A 21,774-nucleotide genomic window follows, 5' to 3' on the forward strand; every position below is an offset into this window, starting at 1 on the left:
ATTTTATTTTGGACTGTATTTATGTCCCAGCCCCATTTTTTAAGACATTATTTGTCTTATTTTATCAATCTATGTTAAGCGAAGACAGCCAACTGGTCTCACGATTGATACTATTCGAATTTTAATGCATCACCATCAAACGGTTCGTCTGCAATTTTAATAGAATCTGTTGGGCAACCTTCGTCTGCATCTTCTAAGTCTTCGTATAATTCTTCTGGAACAGGCGCTGTCCCTTCATTATCATCTAAGATAACATATGCAATACCTTCATCATCATAATCATAAATGTCAGGTGCTGCAGCACCGCATGCGCCGCAAGCAATGCATGTATCCATATCTACAATCGTATATTTAGCCAATTTACTTCGCCTCCTTCTCTAAAAATGCTACACTGATAACGTAATTTATATTTTAACACCAGTTTTTCTTTTTTCAATACTATAAGTCATAGGTGATGATGGATTTGAACGAAATAATTCAATACATAAAAAAGCATGCATTTCATTATAAAACTGACAAAAGTATCTACAATATACTGATTGGTGCTAAAACGCATCAAACCTACTTTGATGCATGTAGCCAACAACTTTTATCATTATATCATAGTCAACCTGATTTAAAATATACGTCATTCGAACGAATCTATCATCAGAATAACGAAGATTTATCATCAATTCCGTTAAAAGTTTCAACACGTTATACCTTTGAAAGTATCCAACAGACTTTTCAAGTTTTGCAGTTGTTAATACAAACCATTTCATTCAAACAACATCACACGCTTTCTTTTATACCCGTTTCAGAAATCAGTAAAGTACAAAAGCGAGTAAAAACTATTTATTTTAAGCTTGAAGCACAGCAAAGCTTAGATGCATTTAAAACAGAAATATATCAGCTTTTCGAACTATTAAACCAAGCACAGCCGCGTTCTATATTGCATTATTTCTTACAAGGTTATGATGAAGTCATGTATACGAACCAACAAGTCAGCTTAATCGAAAATTTAAAAATGTCAGAGTTAGCCATCATTAAAATGAATGATTTAGTCGAGATGATGCATTTATTGGAAGATCAAGAGACATTTCCTATCTTGCACCAAGCTATTATCTTACCTGCGCTTTCTATCAATACTAAAGATACATTAAAGTTAGTAAATAACGGTTTATCGTTAGAAGCAATTGCACAAAAAGAAGGCGTAAAATTAAATACAATTGAAGACCATATCATTGAGCTATATATTAAAGGATATTTTACTGATTACAGCTTGTATTTGGATAAGGAAGTTTTAAATGAATTTAAAACATTTTATATTGACCGCCAAGAAGAACGATTACGAAATTTTAAGGCAGCGTTTCCTAATATGAGCTATTTCGAAATTAAACTTGCGATTACCATATTAGCGAGGGAGGGGATTTGATGCTGGAAGAAACTTTAAAAAAATGGTTTGGCTTTGATTCATTTAAAGAAGGTCAAAAACCTATTATCGAAAATGTATTGAATCATCAGCACACTTTAGGCATTTTACCTACTGGTAGTGGTAAAAGTTTGTGCTATCAACTGCCGACTTATATTAAACAAAAACCCACACTTATCATTTCTCCTCTAATTTCATTAATGGATGATCAAGTTATGCAGATGCGAAAGAACGGAGAACGTTCTGTCAGTTACATTCACTCTGGTATGAGTTATGAAGAAAAGATGAAGAATTTAAAACAATTGAAATCATCAAAGTTTATCTTTTTAAGTCCTGAATTTATCTTGCATCAAGATAATATTAAATGGATTGATTCGATAGATTTGGGTATGATTGTGCTTGATGAAGCACACTGTATTACAGAGTGGGGTTATGATTTCAGACCGCATTACGCGTTAATTGGCAGGATCACTAAAAAATTTCCAAAAGCGACATTGCTCGCACTGACTGCGACTGCACCATTACATTTACAAGAGGATATAGAAGATATCGTACAGACAAAATTGAAGGTGGTCAAAACCAAAATGAGCAGAGATAATATTATGTTATCTCATCTCAACTTTGAAAATAACGCCGAGAAAAATGAATGGTTAAAATCTTTCATAGAACATTCAGGACCAACTATTATTTATGTATCTTCAAAGAAAAAGTGTAGGGAACTAGCGCAAATGATTTATGATGAAGGTTACCTTACCGGCATATACCATGGTGATTTATCATATCAAGAAAGACAAACTGTACAACAACAATTCATACAAAATAAAATTCCTATGATTGTCGCAACAAGTGCATTTGGCATGGGAATTAACAAACCTGATATCCGCACAGTCATTCATTATCATTTACCGGTCAGCCCTTCAAGTTACCTTCAAGAAATTGGTCGTGCCGGAAGGGATGGACAACTTAGCCAAGCTATCAGTCTTTATCAACCAGACGACTATTTCTTATTAGAAACTATTCTTTTTGCGGATATCATAACTGAAGCTGATATTGATGCATTTGATCAAGGTGCCAACTTACCTGAACAAAAGGCAGAAATTCTTGATGTTTTAGCAACTCAATATACAATCGAACAAATAAAAACGATTTTCTCAATCTCAGAACAACGCAAAAAAGAAGGGTTATTAACTATGATGGGATACAAAAACTTAACAACTTGCAGACGTCATTATTTAATGTCATATTTCGGAGAAACGATCACTCCGACAGAAAAATGTTGTGACAATGATAATACAATTCAACCTATAAATGTATTGAATAAAAAGAAAGTCGCAAGAAAAATGGATTATTTAGAAAAATTAAACCAAATATTTACTTAATATTAATCATTATCCTTTGATTTAATGTTATGGTTAGTGAATAACCACTTACATCCTAGAGATATTAGTAGAAATAATATAAACTTGTGACAACGTAGTTAAATGGATACTTTATTTTGAAAAACAAGTTGCAGATAGGGTATAATTCTCTTTGCTTAGTATGTATTGCAAGTTATAATTAACTTACAAGATGTGTTTTTCAACCTCTTCATTTAGGGTATGAACACTACATATGTAAATAAAAATATTTTTAATATAGAAAGGATGATGACGTTGTCAAACAACAATTTCAAAGATGATTTTGAACGCAACCGTCAATCGATTGATCCTAAACCATCTCATAAAAAGCCTGATCATTTAGACGAGTCAGTTGACACAGAAACAAATCATCAAGAAGAACCTATAAAAGAAAAGCAGGAACAACATTTCCCACCGAGAAATGCGCATAAAAGACGTCAAAGAAGACGTGCTACTGCAACACATCAACGTGAAGAAAAGACAGAAAAACCAAATGACTTACATAGCCAAGAAGAAGAACCAACGAAAAAAGAGTCAAAAGGTCATATTTCTGAAACTGTAAAAGGTCAACAAAACGGCAAGAAAAAAGCTGCAGGTACAGCAGCAGGCAGTGTTGGCGGCGGTATTATCGGTAAAGATCTAGAAAAAAATCATGAAAAAGCTTCTGAATCTAAAGATGATAAGAAAGATAAAGATATCAAAAAAGAAGAACCCACAAATACTGAAAAAGACAACTCTGGTAAAAAAGCTGCAGCTGCTGGTGCAGCTGGTGTAGCTGGAGGCGCTGCTGCTGGTAAAGCTGCTCAAAAACATTCTGATAAGAAAAAAGATGAAAAACAAAAAACTGAAGAGCAACCTAAAGAGAAAGACACAACAAAAAAAGACAACTCTGGTAAAAAAGCTGCTGCTGCCGGTGCTGCCGGTGTAGCTGGAGGCGTTGCTGCAAGCAAATCAGCGCATGCAGGTTCTGGAAACGGAGGCGCAGGTAATGGCGGTTCTGGCAATGGTAGTTCCGGAAACGGCAGTGCTGGCAATGACGGAGAACCGCCTAAAAAGAATAAAGGCGGATTAAAAAAATTACTTCCTTTACTTTTAGGCTTATTATTAATCGCAGCTATCGCAATTTTTGCTGGTTTAGCATTAACAGAACAAGGCAGTCATAAAGCACAAGACGACAACAAAGTTGCACAAAAATCGGATAAAGACAAAAATAAAGATGCAGCTAAAGATAAAAATGAAGATAAAGATAAAAAAGCAGCAGACAAAAACAAAGATAAAAAATCTGATAAAGCAAAACACGATCATTCTAAACATCATGCCGCTTCAGATTCAGAAGCAACTGACGAATCACAAGCACAAGATCAAGACCAAAATGCTTATGATCAACAACAAAACGCTGCACAAAACCAAAACGGTCAATATAATCAAAATCAGCAAGGTCAACAAAACAATCAATACAACCAAAACCAACAAGCACAACAAGCACAACAACATAATCAAGGTGGCCAAACACATACAGTATACGGTAAAGAAAACTTATATAGAATTGCAATCCAATACTATGGTGAAGGTACACCAGAAAATGTTGAAAAAATCAAACGTGCAAATGGTTTAAGCAACAATAATATTTCAAATGGACAACAACTAGTTATTCCACAATAATGATATTAGCCTCACTACAAAATGGTAGTGAGGTTTTTTCTTTCATTAATGCTTCACAATTTCTAATCTTTCTCAGATGAAAATAGATGAATACCTTTTAAAAATTTGTATGACTGATATAATATTAGGGGTGTGAAGAAGGAGGTCAACTGTATGCAAACAGTAGAAAGTATCATTATCGGCGGCGGACCTTGCGGGTTAAGTGCTGCGATTGAACAAAAGAAAAAAGGAATTGAAACATTAGTAATAGAAAAAGGGAATGTTGTAGAGTCTATTTATAATTACCCTACGCATCAAACATTCTTTTCTTCTAGTGATAAATTAAGTATCGGCGATGTACCATTCATCGTTGAAGAGTATAAACCAAGAAGAAATCAAGCGTTGGTGTACTATAGAGAAGTTGTTAAGTATCATCAATTAAATATTCATGCATTTGAAGAAGTGCTTACAGTTAAAAAAATGGGTAAACGCTTCACAATTACAACAACTAAAGATACGTATCAATGTCGTTTCTTGACTGTTGCGACAGGCTATTACGGTCAACATAACGAATTGGAAGTAGAGGGTGCTAAATTGCCAAAAGTCTTCCATTACTTCAAAGAAGCACATCCTTATTTTGACCAAAACGTTGTGATTATTGGAGGTAAAAACTCAGCAGTTGATGCAGCTCTTGAACTAGAAAAAGCAGGTGCAAATGTGACAGTACTTTACCGTGGCTCAGATTATTCATCAGCAATCAAACCATGGATTTTACCTAACTTCGAATCATTAGTAAGACATGAAAAAATCGATATGCATTTTAATGCAAACGTGACTAAGATTGATGAGGATAGCCTAACATTTAAACAAGAAGGCGAATCTTATACAATTCCTAACGATTATGTCTTTGCGATGATCGGTTATCATCCAGACTATGACTTCTTACAAACGATTGGTATCGATATTAATACAAATGAATTCGGTACTGCACCTGTGTATGATAGAGAAACCTACGAAACAAATGTAGAAAATTGCTATATTGCAGGTGTTATTGCAGCTGGTAATGATGCAAATACTATTTTCATTGAAAATGGCAAGTTCCACGGTGGCATTATTGCACAAAATATTGTTGCTAAAAAACAAACACCGCTTGAATCTTAATTCAATACTCAAAAAACCGAGAAACAGTACTAGCTGCTTCTCGGTTTTTAGTTATATCCAATTATACTTGTGCATCAAAGTATGCTTTAAGTTGTTCTTTATCATAATGATTGCTCATCGCAACAAGGAGCTTAAGACGTGCTTTTTGACCATTCAAACCATTTGAAAAGATGACGCCTCTTTGTGCTAAATCGTATCCGCCGCCTTCGTAAGCATAGATAGGACCAACAATACCGTTAAATGATCTTGATACCAGGATTACAGGAATACCTTTATCTAAACAAGCCATTAATCCTTTTAAAGCAGTAGGGGGTAAATTACCTTGTCCAAGGGCTTCAACTACAATACCGTCAACTGCTCTTTCACTGTAAAACAAGAAAATATCACTCGGCATATCCATATAAGCTTTAACAATAGGTACATCTAATTTCGGATTGATTTTATCTAAAATTTTATGTCTGTATGGTTTATGGTGAAACTGTACACTCGTTTTTGTTAATACACCTAATGGTCCATGGTTAGGACTTTGGAAAGTATTCGTATTTGATGTATGTGTTTTAGTTACATTTCGCGCAGTGTGAATTTCATCATTAAATACAACCATTACACCTTTATCAGATGAATCATCTGAAGCAGCCACACGAAGTGCTGAAATGAAGTTATACAATCCATCTGAACCGATTTCGTTAGAGGAGCGCATTGCACCTGTGATTACAATAGGTTTGTCAGTTTGTGTAATTAAATCTAATAAGTATGCTGCTTCTTCTAAAGTATCTGTACCATGTGTAATTACAAAACCATCGTATTGATCATGCTTGCTGTTTTCTTCAATAACATCCCTGAGCTTAACAACATCTGCAATTGTCACATGGGGAGACGGCAGATTAATAGGGTTAATCTCAGTAACGTCTGCATATTGTTTGATAATATCATGGTGCTTTGAAATGGGATTTTCTTCATTTTCTACTACTTTATTGCTTTCATCTTCAGACATACTGATTGTACCACCGGTATGCATGACTAAAATCTTTTTCAATGTCATCGCTCCTATCTCTATAATACGTTTTTATGATAAAATAAATATGAATAAACGACAAGGGAAGGTTTTCTAGATATGAGTTTAATTAATATAGCTATTGATGGCCCTGCAGCAGCGGGCAAGAGTACCATTGCACGAAAGGTTGCTGAAAGCCATTCTATGATCTATGTAGATACAGGCGCGATGTATCGTGCAATTACCTATAAATATTTAAAAGAAGGTAAACCAGAAGACTTTCAATCTCTTATTGAAAATGTAACATTAAAATTGGTTTATGATGATGTGAAAGGTCAACGTGTGTTGTTAAATGATGAAGATATTACAGATTTCTTACGTTCTAACGAAGTCACACAAAATGTTTCTTACGTAGCATCTAAAGAACCAGTTAGAACATTTGCGGTTGAAGTACAGCAACAATTAGCTGCTGAGAAAGGGATTGTGATGGATGGACGTGACATTGGCACAGTAGTGTTACCAGATGCTGAATTAAAAGTATATATGATTGCATCTGTTGATGAACGTGCTGAACGCAGACAAAAAGAAAATGAAGCAAGCGGAATTCCTTCCTCTTTAGATCAATTAAAAAAAGAAATCAAAGCACGTGATGAATACGACATGTCTCGTGAAATATCTCCATTACGTCAAGCAGATGATGCAATTACTGTGAACACAACTGGAAAATCTATCGAAGAAGTAGCTGAAGTAATTAATCAACTTATCAGTGAAACACAAAACAAGCAGTCATAATTTAAGATGTTAGGCTGATGTTAATTATATTAATTTGATTATAAAAATTCATAATCATTCTATGGCGATGCTAACAGATTCAAATAATTATGCCATACTGTGAATAATAAATGAGTTTTTGTGGTATATATTATAGTGAGAATAAATACGTACATTGGAACGTAAAAATAATACTTTTTTACTGCAGAACTTGAGAGAATTCTTCACTTTTTGTGAATAGAGGTGAATTTCTTGACAATTCTGTCAGTTTGTAAGATGTTATAATTATGTAGTGTACAAGGAGGCATACAAGATGACTGAAGAATTCAATGAATCAATGATTAATGAAATTAAAGAAGGAGATAAAATCTCTGGACAAGTCCAAAAAGTCGAAGAAAAACAAGTGATTGTTGATGTCGACGGTGGCAAATTTAGCGGTATTGTACCGATTAGTCAATTATCTACTCATCATATTGATAGCCCAAATGAGGTTGTCAAAGAAGGAGATGCGGTAGAAGCTTATGTGACTAAGGTAGAAAATGACGAAGAAAATGAAACAGGTGCATATATCCTTTCAATTCGTCAATTAGAACAAGAGAAGTCTTATCAATATTTACAAGAGAAACAAGAAAATAACGAAATTATCGAAGCAAAAGTAACTGAAGTCGTTAAAGGCGGTTTAGTTGTAGACGTAGGACAAAGAGGGTTTGTCCCAGCTTCATTAATTTCTACTGATTTCATTGAAGACTTTTCAAGCTTTGATGGACAAGTTTTAGAACTACGTGTTGAAGAACTTGATCCAGAAAATAATCGCGTCATCCTTAGCCGTAAAGCAGTTGAACAAGAGCGTAATGAAGCTAAAAAAGCTGAATTACTAGAATCTCTTAATGAAGGCGATGTAATTGAAGGTACAATCGCACGTTTAACTAACTTTGGTGCTTTCGTAGATATCGGCGGTGTTGATGGTTTAGTTCACGTATCTGAACTTTCTCACGAACACGTTGATAAACCGGAAGACGTTGTTTCAGTGGGCGAAAAAGTTAAAGTAAAAGTAAAATCTGTTGAAAGAGACTCAGAAAGAATCTCACTTTCAATTAAAGATACTTTACCAAGCCCATTCGAAAGTATTAAAGGTGAAATCCATGCGGATTCAGTAATTGAAGGTCGCGTGGTAAGATTAACTGACTTCGGCGCATTTGTAGAAATTGCTGCTGGCGTTCAAGGACTTGTTCATATTTCAGAAATCAGTCGCAAACATATCGCTAAACCTAGCGATGTACTAGCACCTAACCAAACAGTTACTGTGAAAGTACTAAGCGTTGATGAAGAAAATGAAAGAATTTCACTTTCTATCAAAGCAGCTGTACCAGCTGAAGAAGAAGTACTTCAAATCGACGATGACGAATCACGTGACTATGTTGAAGGTAAACATGAAGAAGAAGACAATGATAACCCAACATTAGGTGAAATGTTCGGCGACAAATTGAAAAACCTTAAATTTTAATAAGTAATTCGCTAACATCAGTCAAGACTGTAGTAAGTGTCCTAACTTCACACTTTACAGTCTTGACTTTTTTATTGCCTAAATTTCTTTTGCTTTAAATAAGCCATGTGATAAAATTAACTAGATATACGAAAGAGAGGAAGTTAGCTTATGACTAAACCTGTTATTGCTATTGTAGGTCGACCGAATGTCGGTAAATCCACAATATTCAATAGAATTGTCGGAGAGCGTGTATCGATTGTAGAAGATACACCCGGCGTTACAAGAGACCGCATCTATTCTAGCGGTGAATGGTTGACACATGACTTCAATATCATTGATACAGGCGGTATTGAATTATCTGATGCACCATTCCAAACACAAATCAGAGCACAAGCTGAAGTCGCAATTGATGAAGCAGATGTTATTATTTTCATGGTTAACCAACGTGAAGGATTAACACAAACTGACGAAATGATTGCGCAGATGCTTTATAAAACAAATAAACCTGTCGTTTTAGCTGTCAACAAAGTTGATAATCCAGAAATGAGAGCAGACATTTATGATTTCTATGCACTTGGTTTCGGAGAACCATTCCCAATTTCAGGTTCACATGGACTTGGTTTAGGGGATTTGTTAGATGAAGTAGCTAAACACTTCAAAGATGAAGGCGACGATCTTTATGATGAAGACACTATCAGATTATCTTTAATCGGACGTCCTAATGTTGGTAAATCCAGCTTAGTCAATGCAATTCTTGGGGAAGATCGTGTTATTGTTTCTAATATCGCCGGAACAACACGCGATGCCATTGACACAGAATATTCTTATGAAGGACAAGATTATGTCTTAATTGATACAGCAGGTATGCGTAAAAAAGGTAAAGTATATGAATCAACAGAGAAATACTCTGTATTACGCGCATTAAAGGCCATAGAGCGCTCTAATGTCGTACTTGTTGTCTTAGATGCTGAAGAAGGTATTATTGAACAAGACAAGCGTGTTGCAGGCTATGCACACGAAGAAGGTAAAGCTATTGTTATAGTAGTAAATAAATGGGATACGCTTGAAAAAGACAGTAAAACCATGAAAAAATTCGAAGACGAAGTTCGTAAAAACTTCCAATTCTTAGATTATGCACCAATCGCATTTGTTTCTGCGAAAGAAAAACAACGTTTACGTACATTGTTCCCATTAATCAATGAAGCGAGCGAAAACCATAAAAAACGTGTTCAAAGCTCAACATTGAATGAAGTTATCACAGATGCTATCGCAATGAATCCAACACCGACTGATAAAGGTCGCAGATTAAAAGTGTTTTATGCAACACAAGTTGCTATTGAACCACCAACATTTGTGGTATTTGTTAACGATGAAGAACTAATGCACTTCTCATATAAACGCTACTTAGAAAATCAGATTCGAGATGCATTTGGTTTCGAAGGAACACCAATCAAAATAATTCCAAGAAAACGAAATTAGTATTGAAAGGATGAAGTATATGAGTAAGGTTGCCGTTTTTGGTATGGGCAGTTTTGGTACAGCATTAGCGAATGTACTCGCACAAAACGGTCACGAGGTCTTAATGTGGGGTAAAAATAAACAAAGCATTGAGGAAATCAATACTTATCATACAAATTCACGCTATCTAAACGAAGCTAAATTAGAAGAGACAATTAAAGCCACTTTTGATTTAGAAGAAGCTGTCAATTTTTCAGATACGTATCTGATTGCACTACCAACAAAAGCTATTAGAGAAGTAGTTAAACAAATCGATGAGAAATTAGATTCGAAAAAAGTGTTTATCCATGTCGCAAAAGGAATTGAAAACTCAACATTCGAACGTGTATCAGAAATGATTGAAGATTCTGTTGCGCCAGAACATAATGGCGGTGTTGCTGTATTATCTGGACCAAGTCACGCGGAAGAGGTAGTTATTCAACAACCAACAACTGTTGCAGCTTCTTCTAAAGACCCAGAAATCAGTAAATTAACACAAGATTTATTTATGAATGAATATCTGCGTGTATACACGAATAACGATTTGGTCGGCGTAGAATTAGGAGGCGCTTTAAAAAACATTATTGCCGTGGCTAGTGGTATTGTAGCTGGTATGGGGTTCGGCGATAATGCTAAAGCAGCCTTAATGACACGTGGATTAGCTGAAATCAGCAGATTAGGGGAAGCACTTGGCGCAGATCCGATGACGTTTTTAGGTCTCGGCGGTATCGGGGACCTAATTGTAACTTGTACTTCAACGCATTCAAGAAACTATACACTTGGGTATAAAATCGGCCAAGGTAAAACAGTAGAAGAAGCACTTTCAGAAATGAACATGGTTGCTGAAGGGTTCTATACAACTGAATCTGTGCATAATTTAGCTAAAGAAAAACACATTGATATGCCGATAACATCTGCATTATATGGCGTATTGTTTGAAAATGTGCCATTAGAGAAAAGTTTAAAATTATTAATGGATAGAGACAAAAAGTCAGAATAGAAATTAAATTAATTTACTATTATTGTATATTTACACATAGGTGGCTAAAAAACCTTATAAATCGCGGTTTTATGCTTATAAATAATTGCGATAGTAAGAGCCGTTGTGTTAAAGTCATAGCATAATGATATTAAGTTATCATTAGCAAACCCTTGGGAGGTGACTCATAATGAACAAAACAGACTTAATTAATGCTGTTGCAGAACAAGCTGAATTAACTAAAAAAGAAGCTGGTTTAGCAGTTGATGCTGTATTCGAATCAATTCAAAACTCACTATCAAACGGTGAAAAAGTACAATTGATTGGTTTCGGTAACTTTGAAGTTCGCGAACGTGCAGCCCGTAAAGGTCGCAACCCGCAAACTGGTAAAGAAATCGACATCCCAGCAAGCAAAGTTCCAGCATTCAAAGCTGGTAAAGCTTTAAAAGATGCAGTTAAATAATGAATTCAATACTTAACAGAAAAGCCCTTTTCGGGGCTTTTCTTTTTATTACATACTTTTACATTGAATTACTTTTACGACTGAAATTGCTAGATATTGCAAGCAGTTGAACAAAAGTGATTTTATTTTTCTATATATAATGTTAAGATGATTATTGATTAATAACGTGAGGTGCAGACATGGATTCAACATTAAGTACATTAAAAAACCAAATAGATCGTAAGCTTAATGGTATACATAGTCATGAACCAATTCAGTATAATCATCAATTGGCTCATGTACTTGATGCGCAAGATATTTTGCCTGACGCAAAATTAGCATGCCTCGCAATTGATACATCCATGAGTCATCTTGATTCAATCACGAGTAGTCATCTTTCTAAAAATGCGATTCTGATAGGAGATTTGATCAGTGCACATTTTTATACGTTGACAGCATCTATCAATGATTCAGAATATCTAGAAGCTATGAGCAATGCAATCATTAAAGTAAACGAATTAAAAACCGCTTTGCATTACAAAACGCTTTCTCATGACGCGATAAAAGACGCAGTTCGATATATTGAAACTATTTTCCCTGCAATTACCATCCAGCATTTCAATCCAAATGTTGAATTAAGCAACGCAAAAGATAGTTTAATTCAATACGCTTCAGAAAATTATCCAGCGTATCTTAAAGATTATAGTGAAACAGAACTCGAAGCTATTTTTAATGAATTGCGCAGTAATATAAAATAAAGTAGAGGTAATATATATGGCTAAAAATAAAGCAGATAAAGAAAAAGTGCACAAAGTCTTTCAAAACATTTCCACTAAGTATGATCGACTCAATAATATTATCAGTTTTGAACAGCACAAAGTATGGCGTAAGCGCGTCATGAAATCAATGCAAGTTAAACCTGGCAGCAAAGCATTAGATGTTTGTTGCGGTACAGCGGACTGGACAATTTCATTAAGCAAGGCTGTCGGTCCTACAGGTGAAGTCATTGGTCTAGATTTCAGTGAAAACATGTTAAAAGTTGGAGAAGAAAAGACTAAAAATATGGCTAACATTCAACTTGTACAAGGCGATGCCATGGAATTACCTTTTGATGATAATGAATTTGATTACGTAACAATTGGTTTCGGATTAAGAAATATCCCTGATTATGTCATTGCACTTAAAGAAATGAACCGTGTTTTAAAACCAGGTGGCATGGTGGTCTGCTTAGAAACAAGCCAACCTACAATCCCAGTTTTCAAACAACTTTATCAATTATACTTTAAATTTGTTATGCCGATTTTCGGTAAGTTTTTCGCTAAATCTAAAGAAGAATATGAATGGCTTCAACAGTCAGCTTTCAACTTCCCAGATCGTGATGAACTTAAAGCGCTGTTCCAATTAGCAGGCTTCAGAGATATTGAAGTTAAAAGTTTCACTGGCGGAGTTGCCGCAATGCATTTAGGGTATAAGGAAAAAGAAACAGCAAAAGGTGATTAATGTGGATAAGCTGAACATTAATAGAGAAGTTAAAAAAATTGAAAGACAACTGAAGGACACAATAAAAAGCAATAATGTTGTATTAGAAGAGGCGGCACACCATTTACTTTCATCAGGCGGTAAACGTGTGCGTCCGTCTTTTGTTATTTTAAGCAGTGAATATGGGGATTCACCTAGAAACAAAGATACTTATAAAATTGCTGTTTCGTTAGAATTGATTCATATGGCAACTTTAGTGCATGACGATGTGATTGATAAAAGTGATAAACGAAGAGGCCGTTTGACTATCAGTAAAAAATGGGATCAAGATACAGCGATATTAACAGGGAATTACTTATTAGCTTTAGCTTTAAAACACATTGCATCAATTGAAGACAAAAGAATACATACAATTTTATCACATGCTATTGTAGATGTATGTCGTGGGGAACTCTTCCAATTCCAAGATCAATTCAACTCAAACCAACCTGTTACAAATTATTTACGTCGAATTAACCGCAAAACAGCTTTGTTGATTCAATTAGCGACAGAACTAGGTGCATTATCTGCACATGCAGATACTAAAACGGCTAATAAAATGAAAAGAATCGGACATTATATTGGAATGAGTTTTCAGATTGTCGATGATATTCTAGACTTTACAAGTACTGAGAAACAACTAGGTAAACCAGTTGGCAGCGACTTAATGAATGGTCATATAACGTTACCAGTGCTATTAGAAATCAGAAATAATCCATCATTCAAACAAAAGATTGATGCATTACAACCAAATAGCCCAAAAGAAGATTTTATTTATTGTGTTAATTATATTAGACAATCTGACAGCATCGACCAATCTAAGCAAGTGAGTCGTCATTATTTACAAAAAGCAGTACGTTTGTTAGATGAATTAGAAGAAAACACAGCTACAACATGGTTTAAAAAGCTAATTAAGCGTATGGAATCTAGAAATGTATAAAAAACAATCACAAAATATTGAAAGCGCTTAAATAAACTGTTAAACTAAAAATGTATTTATTTAGATTCATAAAAATACACATCTATTTTCAGGAGGATTTGCGAAATGGAAAGAACTTTTCTAATGATTAAACCAGATGGTGTTCAACGTAATATCGTTGGAGAAATCATCACTCGTTTAGAGAAAAAAGGATTAAAACTCGTTGGCGGTAAATTTATGACTGTTTCCAAAGAATTAGCAGAAACACATTACGGTGAACATGCTGATAAACCATTCTACGAAGGTCTTGTTTCATTTATTACTTCAGCACCAGTATTTGCGATGGTAGTTGAAGGAGAAAATGTAGTAGAAGTAACAAGAAATATGATTGGTAAAACAAATCCAACTGAAGCAGCACCAGGTACTATCAGAGGTGACCTAGGCTTAACTGTAGGCAGAAATGTTATTCATGGTTCAGATTCTCCAGAATCTGCGAAAAGAGAAATCAGCTTATGGTTCGAACCTAATGAACTAAGTGTTTACACAGCCAACAATGAAGAATGGTTATACGAATAATAATATAGAGTATACAAATTAAATTCATTTTATCCAATGTAAACCAGATTGAATTACTTATTCAGTCTGGTTTTATTTTTTACCCGCTACAATAGTCAGAAAAATTTTACAATTAAATCATTTTAATTGTTTCTGTCCATATTTCACGTGTGCTATGATAGTAGGTATACTTATTATTACTAATTTGAAATGGAGTGATTGCATAATGAGATTTTTAACTTCTGGAGAATCCCATGGACCGCAACTGACTGTAATTGTTGAGGGCGTGCCAGCTAATTTAGCTGTAACAGCTGAAGATATCAACGTAGAAATGTTTAAACGTCAAGGCGGTTATGGTCGTGGTCGTCGAATGAAAATTGAAAAAGATGCAGTAGAGATTGTTTCTGGTGTACGTAATGGTTATACATTAGGAAGCCCAATTACTTTTGTAGTGACAAACGACGACTTTACACATTGGAGAAATATTATGGGTGTTGCTCCTATTTCTGAAGAAGAACAAGAACAAATGAAACGTAAAATTTCAAAACCAAGACCTGGTCATGCAGACCTTGTCGGCGGTATTAAATACAATCATCGTGATTTAAGAAACGTCTTAGAGCGTTCATCTGCAAGAGAAACAGCTGCGCGTGTAGCTGTCGGTGCCTTATGTAAAATTTTATTAAAACAATTAGGTATTGATATATACAGCCGTGTCGTTGAAATCGGTGGTATCAAAGATGACGCTGAATATGATTTGGAAACAATTAAATCTCATGAAGATAGTAATGATGTTCGTGTTATCAATGAAGAAAAAGCACAAGCAATCAGAGATAAAATCGATCAAGCTAAAAAAGACGGCGATTCACTTGGTGGTGTCGTACAAGTAATCGTTGATCATATGCCAGTCGGTGTCGGCAGTTATGTTCATTACGATCGTAAATTAGACGGCAGAATTGCTCAAGGGGTAGTCGGTATCAATGCCTTTAAAGGTGTAAGCTTCGGCGAAGGATTTAAAGCAGCCGAAAAACCAGGCAGTCAAATCCAAGATCCAATTCTTTATAATGAAGAAACAGGCTATACACGTGCTTCGAACCATCTCGGCGGTTTAGAAGGCGGAATGAGCAATGGTATGCCGATTGTAGTCAACGGTGTGATGAAGCCTATCCCAACTCTTTATAAACCATTAGCTTCTGTAGATATTGAAACAAAAGAGCCATTCAAAGCTACAATTGAACGTTCAGACAGCTGCGCCGTACCAGCAGCAAGTATCGTTTGTGAACATGCAGTAGCATTTGAAATTACGAAATCATTATTAGAAGAATTCCAATCAAACTATATGGAACAACTTCAAGCACAAGTAGAAGAACGCAGACAACGTAACATTGAATTTTAAAATCAAAGGTGATTAAGATGCAACTGATGACAACATATCAAGACAATAACTATCCTATTATTATTCAGCATGATGCAATGACTCATTTAAGTACTTTTTTGTCACAATACAGAGATGTCGCTTTCATTGTTGATAAAAATGTAGCAAGTTTTCATCCAACCAAAATAGAACAAGCAACTTCAGCTATCAAATCAAATCAGATTTCACATATGATTTCAGTAGAAGGAAACGAACAAACGAAGTCCTTTTCTGTTTATGAGTCTGTGCTTGAACAACTTTTAGAAACAGGTATCACACGTAATACATGTATAGTCGCTATCGGGGGAGGCGTGGTTGGAGACTTTGCCGGATTTGTAGCTGCAACATTATTACGTGGCGTAGATTTTATACAAGTACCAACAACCATTCTTGCACATGATTCAAGCGTTGGCGGTAAAGTAGGTATCAATACGTCTCAAGGTAAAAACTTAGTAGGTGCTTTTCATCGTCCTAAAGCTGTTATATATGACTTAGACTTTTTAACATCATTACCTTATGTTGAAATCAGCAGTGGCTATGCTGAAGTATATAAACACGCATTATTGAACGGCGAAAGTGCGCTAAGTGAAATTGAAGCAGCTTATCCAAATAAAACTGCATTATCAGAACTTAACCAATTAGATGATTTCTTACTTAAAGGTATTGAAACAAAACTGAATATCGTTGTTGCTGATGAACATGAACAAGGGAAACGCAAATTCTTAAATCTTGGTCATACCTTTGGACATGCGGTTGAATATCATGAGAAAATACCACATGGTCACGCAGTAATGATTGGTATCATTTATCAATTCATTGTTTCTAATCTCATTTTAGACACAAATTATGATATCCAACACTTCGTAGATTATATGCAAAAATTGGAATATCCGCTTAATGTTTTTTTAAATGCTGAATTCCAACCTTTATTAAATTTAATGTTAAAAGATAAGAAAAACGATCAAAATGGCGTTCAGATGGTGCTCTTGTCTGAAATTGGCAAACCAGTGGTGACACATGTTGATAATACTGTGCTCAAAAATGCATTTGAACAACTACAAAACCTGTTAAAGTGAGTGAAACTAATGAGTAAAACTGAAGAAATCAATGTTCAAGGTCCTTTACGCGGTGAAATAGAAGTACCTGGTGATAAATCTATGACACACCGTGCGATTATGTTAAGTTCATTAGCAGAAGGACAATCAACTATTTATAAACCTTTATTGGCAGAAGACTGCCTACGTACAATTCAAATATTTCGCCAACTTGGTGTTGAGTTTAAAGTTGAAGATGATAAAGTAATTGTAAATTCTCCAGGTTATCAAAAATTCGTTACACCGCATCAAACTTTGTATACGGGTAATTCAGGTACGACGACACGTATCATGGCTGGATTACTTAGTGGATTAGGAATTGATTCTGTATTATCTGGTGACGAATCTATCGGCAAACGACCTATGAACAGAGTCATTGATCCTTTAACTGAGATGGGCGCTGCAATTCGCGGTATTGATGGCAATTATACACCTTTAATTATCAATAAAGGACAAATTAAAGGCATCGATTATAAAATGCCAGTAGCAAGTGCACAAGTTAAAAGTGCCATTCTATTTGCGAGCTTATTTTCTGATGCGTCTTCTATAATTCACGAGATAGGTATTACACGCAACCACACTGAAACCATGTTTGCACATTATCAAATACCGATTAAAACTGATGGTATGACAATTGAAACGACACCACGTGCGATTGATTCTATTCAAGCCAGAGATTTTAAAGTGCCGGGTGATATTTCATCAGCTGCTTTCTTTATTGTTGCAGCATTAATTACACCAGACAGCGATATTACAATTCATAATGTAGGAATGAATGAGACACGTTCTGGTATTATAGATATAATACAGAAAATGAATGCGAACATTGAAATTTTCAATGTGACAGAAGGGGCGGAACCTACAGCTTCTTTACGCATCAAATACACACCCGATTTAAAACCACTCGACATATCAGGCGAATTAATTACACGCGCAATCGACGAAATTCCAATCGTTGCTTTGTTATGTACACAAGCACAAGGTTCAAGCGTGATTAAAGATGCAGAAGAGTTAAAATACAAAGAAACGAATCGAATTGAAACAACTTCAGATGAACTCGGCTTACTCGGCTTTGAAGTTCATCCAACCAATGATGGTTTTGTGATTCATCCATCTACATTCGAACATGCAGCAGAGGTAAGTTCTTACACTGATCATCGCATTGGAATGACCTTGGCAATTGCGTCACTATTAGGAACTGAACCGCTTTACATCAAACGATTCGATTCAGTCAACACTTCATTCCCAGAATTCTTACCTTTACTTAAATCGATAGCACAGAAAGGATAATTTGAAAGTATGGAAGATACACAAAAATTAATTGATGATATTCATCTGCAAAAAATAGATAACTTAGACAGCAGAGTTGAGCAAGCAATTTCAACAGCTGATGACGATACATTATTCATGTTAGGAGAAACACTCTATAACTATGGTTTAACTCCTCAAGGTTTAGAAGTATTCAGAGCCTTATACAATAAATATCCAAACGAACCAGAATTATTGATTTATTTCATTGATGGATTGATTTCTGAGGATAAGACAGATGAAGCTTTAGAATATTTGAGCCAAGCAGACCTGAGTACAGAACGTTTAATGTTAGAAGCAGATTTATATCAACAAATTAATATGCTTGAAGTAGCCATTGATAAAGTCCAAGAAGCGATTGAGTTAGAACCGAATGATCCCGTTCTGCATTTCGCTCTTGCTGAATTGATGTACTTCGATGGGCAATATTTACGTGCGTCTGCAGAATATGAAACAGTTCTAGAAACTGGTGAATATATGGTAAACGGGGTCAACTTGTATGCGCGACTTGCAGATAGTGCTTTACAAAGCGGTAACTATGACGATGCAATTAAATTATATGACGACATTCATGAGCAAGACATGACCCCAGAAGACTATATGAAGAAAGCATTAGCATATGAAAAAAATGAATTAGTTCAAGAAGCCATTAAAATTATGAGCACATTAATGGAAAAAGACCCTGATTACATTCAAGGCTATTTTTATCTCCAACAGCTTTATTTACATCAAAGAGATTATAAGTCGGCCATTGAAGTCGGTCACGAAGGTTTACGACTTAATGCTTTCTACAAAGAGCTAATGTTATCAACAGGTAAACTCGAATTAGATCAAGGAGATGCTGAAAAAGGGGTAAAACTCTTACTTAACGCACTAGAAGTAGATAACGCTTATCAAGAACCTTTAATTGAACTTAGCAGCTATTATCGTACTAAAGAAGATAATGAATCGATTATCGCGCTCTTACAATATGCGAGCGAAGACGATTTAGATCCTCGCTTTATGTGGAACTTAGCTTATGCGTTAGGGGCAGAAGAACGTGATAAAGAAGCGCAGCATTTCTTCGATCTCGCTTATCCTACATTTGAAAATAATCCTGATTTCTTAGGAGATTATTACTTCTTCTTAATTGAAACAGGACAAATTGCACAAGCTAAACAATTATTACCTAAATTATTAGAACTTGATCCAAACAATGATGAATGGCAACAAGAAGCTGAACGACTGCAATACGATTAAGGTGTTGGTGAATTTTAATGAGAGATTATGAAAGTTTAAATCTGCAGAAGAAAAACTTGATTGATTATTTACTCTTTCAATATGAATTTAAATCTAGGATCAGCGTTTGGGTATTGAATTTAATCAAGTCTGATATTCAGCGTTTAGAGAGCGTATATTTTGTAGATGAACCATTATCACATCGTAATACACTTGAACTTGCGGTGAATGAAACCTCAAGTATTGGAATTAAACTGACGCTTGATCAGAAGCAGTATCATAATACCAATGAAATCTTCCGTCTTATCGCATACGATAAGCCTGTGTTGGATATCAAAATTCATATCCCTAAAAGAGATATACGTATTGATGAAATTTTATTAGCACAATTGTTAACTTCACCAGAATATACGTCTCATTTGAGCGATCTGCATGCGGTCACAACGACACCGCAGGCTGAATTATCATTGATTCACCGTCTACAAAATACAATAGATTTAAGCTTGCAAATTAATGATCCTGAATACTTCTATCGACTGTCTCACTTATTAAATACGATTAAAGCGAAATCTTATAATTTCCCAACAAAGGAATGAAAGCGATGAGTATCTTGCAGTGGTGGAGATGGGCGTTATATGCACGCCCATTTCTTTTATTAGTTTTAGTTTGTAATATTTTAGGTACAATTTACGGTTACATATGGTATGGCAGTCAGTTAAAAGAAGCTGCATGGTATTATTGGATATTTATTCCAGATAGTCCCACAGCTTCGCTCTTTTTGTGTATTGCCATTTTGTTGTTCTTATTGAATAAACAGTGTTCTATCATAGAAGCATTAGCATTTATGACGCTCATCAAGTATGGTGTATGGGCTGTTATCATGAATTTGATTTTATTTTATCAATACGATGAAATTACAATCAGCGGGATGATGTTATTAGTGTCACATGGCATCATGGCATTTGAGGCCATATTATTTTATCCACGCTTCAAAATCACTTTAGGTGCAGGTCTCATTGCGATTATTTGGATATTCCATAATGACTTAATAGACTATGTCTTTATGCAGTTTCCATACTATCCGTTTATCGATACGCATTTAGAACTTGTTGCATATATTGCGTTTATATTAAGTACGCTATGCATCATTTTATATTTTTATTTAAAACCTTTGATACGACGCAAATTAATTGACCAAAGTTTACGTTCTCAGTAAAATAATGTTATAAAGGAGTGAGCATTTTGTCTTTAGTAAGTATGATAATTTATTTTGCAATATTAATGATTTTGCCGCTTTGGGCACAACATAAAGTTAAATCTAACTACGAAAAATATTCACAAGTCAGATCGACAAGTGGTAAAACTGGACGAGAAGTGGCTGAAGAAATATTACACGCCAATGGTATCAATGATGTTGAAGTACTAGAAGGTCAAGGTTTCTTATCAGACCACTATGACCCGACTAAAAAAGTAATTCGTTTATCTCCTGCGAACTACAATCGTCCAAGTGTTGCTGCAACAGCGATTGCGGCACACGAAGTAGGGCATGCGATTCAAGACGCTCAAGGTTATTTCTACTTGAGATTCAGACACGCATTGTTCCCATTAGCTAATATCGGTAGCAGCTTGTCATACATTTTAATTATGGCAGGTATCGTATTAACTTCGATGCAAATGGCAATCGGTTCTACAGCGTTATGGATTGGGATTTTCTTAATGGCATTTGCAGTTTTATTCTCAATCATCACATTACCTGTAGAATTTGATGCAAGTAAACGTGCGATGAATAATATCAAATCATTGCATATCGTTAATGACAAAGAATATAAACATGCACGCAAAGTATTGAGTGCTGCAGCAATGACATATGTAGCTTCAACAGCTGTTGCAGTTGCAGAATTATTAAGATTTATCTTAATTGCACGCTCAAGCGATTAATTTGGCTCTTTGTCAAATTCGGTTGATATATAAA

22 protein-coding genes are annotated in these 21,774 nt (G+C 35.2%); 20 read left to right on the forward strand and 2 right to left on the reverse strand.

Annotated features, from left to right (window positions below; all coding sequences use genetic code 11):
* Window positions 1–110: 110 nt before the first annotated feature.
* Window positions 111–359, reverse strand: coding sequence for a ferredoxin (locus tag HMPREF3270_RS09925; RefSeq protein WP_002480988.1), 249 nt, complete (start codon window positions 357–359; stop codon window positions 111–113).
* A 98-nt stretch (window positions 360–457) separates the two neighbouring features.
* Here HMPREF3270_RS09925 and HMPREF3270_RS09930 point away from each other — a divergent pair, with 98 nt between their 5' ends.
* The 4 genes from HMPREF3270_RS09930 (at window position 458) to ypdA (ending at window position 5,610) form a co-directional block, all read left to right on the forward strand.
* Window positions 458–1,414: a helix-turn-helix domain-containing protein gene (locus HMPREF3270_RS09930; protein ID WP_083326826.1), complete on the forward strand. Its 957-nt coding sequence runs from the start codon at window positions 458–460 to the stop codon at window positions 1,412–1,414.
* Window positions 1,414–2,790 (forward strand): RecQ family ATP-dependent DNA helicase, encoded by a 1,377-nt coding sequence (locus HMPREF3270_RS09935; RefSeq protein ID WP_070848716.1) that lies wholly within the window; start codon window positions 1,414–1,416, stop codon window positions 2,788–2,790. The genes HMPREF3270_RS09930 and HMPREF3270_RS09935 overlap by 1 nt, the downstream gene beginning before the upstream one ends.
* A gap of 273 nt (window positions 2,791–3,063) precedes the next feature.
* A complete protein-coding gene (gene ebpS, locus HMPREF3270_RS09940; protein ID WP_083327626.1) occupies window positions 3,064–4,470 on the forward strand; it encodes an elastin-binding protein EbpS in 1,407 nt (468 codons plus the stop codon).
* A gap of 153 nt (window positions 4,471–4,623) precedes the next feature.
* A complete protein-coding gene (ypdA, locus tag HMPREF3270_RS09945) occupies window positions 4,624–5,610 on the forward strand; it encodes a bacillithiol disulfide reductase YpdA (protein ID WP_070848717.1) in 987 nt (328 codons plus the stop codon).
* A 61-nt stretch (window positions 5,611–5,671) separates the two neighbouring features.
* On the opposite strand, the gene HMPREF3270_RS09950 is transcribed toward ypdA, so the two are convergent.
* Window positions 5,672–6,646: an asparaginase gene (locus tag HMPREF3270_RS09950; RefSeq protein ID WP_070848718.1), complete on the reverse strand. Its 975-nt coding sequence runs from the start codon at window positions 6,644–6,646 to the stop codon at window positions 5,672–5,674.
* A gap of 78 nt (window positions 6,647–6,724) precedes the next feature.
* On the opposite strand from HMPREF3270_RS09950, the gene cmk reads away from it, so the two are divergent.
* The 16 genes from cmk to HMPREF3270_RS10030 all read left to right on the forward strand — a co-directional run bounded on the left by cmk (window position 6,725) and on the right by HMPREF3270_RS10030 (window position 21,740).
* Window positions 6,725–7,396 (forward strand): (d)CMP kinase, encoded by a 672-nt coding sequence (gene cmk, locus HMPREF3270_RS09955; RefSeq protein WP_023015186.1) that lies wholly within the window; start codon window positions 6,725–6,727, stop codon window positions 7,394–7,396.
* A 292-nt stretch (window positions 7,397–7,688) separates the two neighbouring features.
* Window positions 7,689–8,879: a 30S ribosomal protein S1 gene (gene rpsA / locus HMPREF3270_RS09960; RefSeq protein WP_023015187.1), complete on the forward strand. Its 1,191-nt coding sequence runs from the start codon at window positions 7,689–7,691 to the stop codon at window positions 8,877–8,879.
* A 150-nt stretch (window positions 8,880–9,029) separates the two neighbouring features.
* Window positions 9,030–10,340, forward strand: a complete 1,311-nt coding sequence (der, locus tag HMPREF3270_RS09965) for a ribosome biogenesis GTPase Der (protein WP_002480980.1) — start codon at window positions 9,030–9,032, stop codon at window positions 10,338–10,340.
* 19 nt (window positions 10,341–10,359) lie between these two features.
* The gene (locus tag HMPREF3270_RS09970) at window positions 10,360–11,358 is read left to right on the forward strand and encodes an NAD(P)H-dependent glycerol-3-phosphate dehydrogenase (RefSeq protein ID WP_070848719.1); all 999 of its coding nucleotides are present in this window, start codon (window positions 10,360–10,362) and stop codon (window positions 11,356–11,358) included.
* A gap of 169 nt (window positions 11,359–11,527) precedes the next feature.
* Window positions 11,528–11,800, forward strand: a complete 273-nt coding sequence (locus HMPREF3270_RS09975; RefSeq protein WP_002480978.1) for an HU family DNA-binding protein — start codon at window positions 11,528–11,530, stop codon at window positions 11,798–11,800.
* A 179-nt stretch (window positions 11,801–11,979) separates the two neighbouring features.
* The gene (locus HMPREF3270_RS09980; protein ID WP_002480975.1) at window positions 11,980–12,537 is read left to right on the forward strand and encodes a hypothetical protein; all 558 of its coding nucleotides are present in this window, start codon (window positions 11,980–11,982) and stop codon (window positions 12,535–12,537) included.
* A gap of 16 nt (window positions 12,538–12,553) precedes the next feature.
* Window positions 12,554–13,279, forward strand: coding sequence for a demethylmenaquinone methyltransferase (locus HMPREF3270_RS09985; protein WP_023015189.1), 726 nt, complete (start codon window positions 12,554–12,556; stop codon window positions 13,277–13,279).
* Window position 13,280: 1 nt separating this feature from the next.
* Window positions 13,281–14,237, forward strand: a complete 957-nt coding sequence (locus tag HMPREF3270_RS09990) for a polyprenyl synthetase family protein (RefSeq protein ID WP_002480973.1) — start codon at window positions 13,281–13,283, stop codon at window positions 14,235–14,237.
* A 105-nt stretch (window positions 14,238–14,342) separates the two neighbouring features.
* Window positions 14,343–14,792, forward strand: a complete 450-nt coding sequence (gene ndk / locus HMPREF3270_RS09995; RefSeq protein ID WP_002480972.1) for a nucleoside-diphosphate kinase — start codon at window positions 14,343–14,345, stop codon at window positions 14,790–14,792.
* 205 nt (window positions 14,793–14,997) lie between these two features.
* Window positions 14,998–16,164: a chorismate synthase gene (aroC, locus tag HMPREF3270_RS10000; RefSeq protein ID WP_023015191.1), complete on the forward strand. Its 1,167-nt coding sequence runs from the start codon at window positions 14,998–15,000 to the stop codon at window positions 16,162–16,164.
* Window positions 16,165–16,181: 17 nt separating this feature from the next.
* Window positions 16,182–17,258 (forward strand): 3-dehydroquinate synthase, encoded by a 1,077-nt coding sequence (aroB, locus tag HMPREF3270_RS10005; protein WP_070848720.1) that lies wholly within the window; start codon window positions 16,182–16,184, stop codon window positions 17,256–17,258.
* Between the two features lie 9 nt (window positions 17,259–17,267).
* A complete protein-coding gene (gene aroA / locus HMPREF3270_RS10010; RefSeq protein WP_070867251.1) occupies window positions 17,268–18,566 on the forward strand; it encodes a 3-phosphoshikimate 1-carboxyvinyltransferase in 1,299 nt (432 codons plus the stop codon).
* 9 nt (window positions 18,567–18,575) lie between these two features.
* On the forward strand, window positions 18,576–19,823 hold the full coding sequence (locus tag HMPREF3270_RS10015) for a tetratricopeptide repeat protein (RefSeq protein ID WP_070848722.1): 1,248 nt from the start codon (window positions 18,576–18,578) through the stop codon (window positions 19,821–19,823).
* A gap of 17 nt (window positions 19,824–19,840) precedes the next feature.
* Window positions 19,841–20,398: a YpiB family protein gene (locus HMPREF3270_RS10020; RefSeq protein ID WP_070848723.1), complete on the forward strand. Its 558-nt coding sequence runs from the start codon at window positions 19,841–19,843 to the stop codon at window positions 20,396–20,398.
* A gap of 5 nt (window positions 20,399–20,403) precedes the next feature.
* Window positions 20,404–21,018: a DUF1405 domain-containing protein gene (locus tag HMPREF3270_RS10025; protein ID WP_002480966.1), complete on the forward strand. Its 615-nt coding sequence runs from the start codon at window positions 20,404–20,406 to the stop codon at window positions 21,016–21,018.
* Between the two features lie 41 nt (window positions 21,019–21,059).
* Entirely contained in the window at window positions 21,060–21,740 is a 681-nt protein-coding gene (locus HMPREF3270_RS10030) for a zinc metallopeptidase (RefSeq protein ID WP_096754697.1), read from the forward strand.
* Window positions 21,741–21,774: the final 34 nt, after the last annotated feature.

It is taken from the genome of Staphylococcus sp. HMSC65H10 (assembly GCF_001839185.1).
GTDB classification, from domain to species: domain Bacteria; phylum Bacillota; class Bacilli; order Staphylococcales; family Staphylococcaceae; genus Staphylococcus; species Staphylococcus simulans.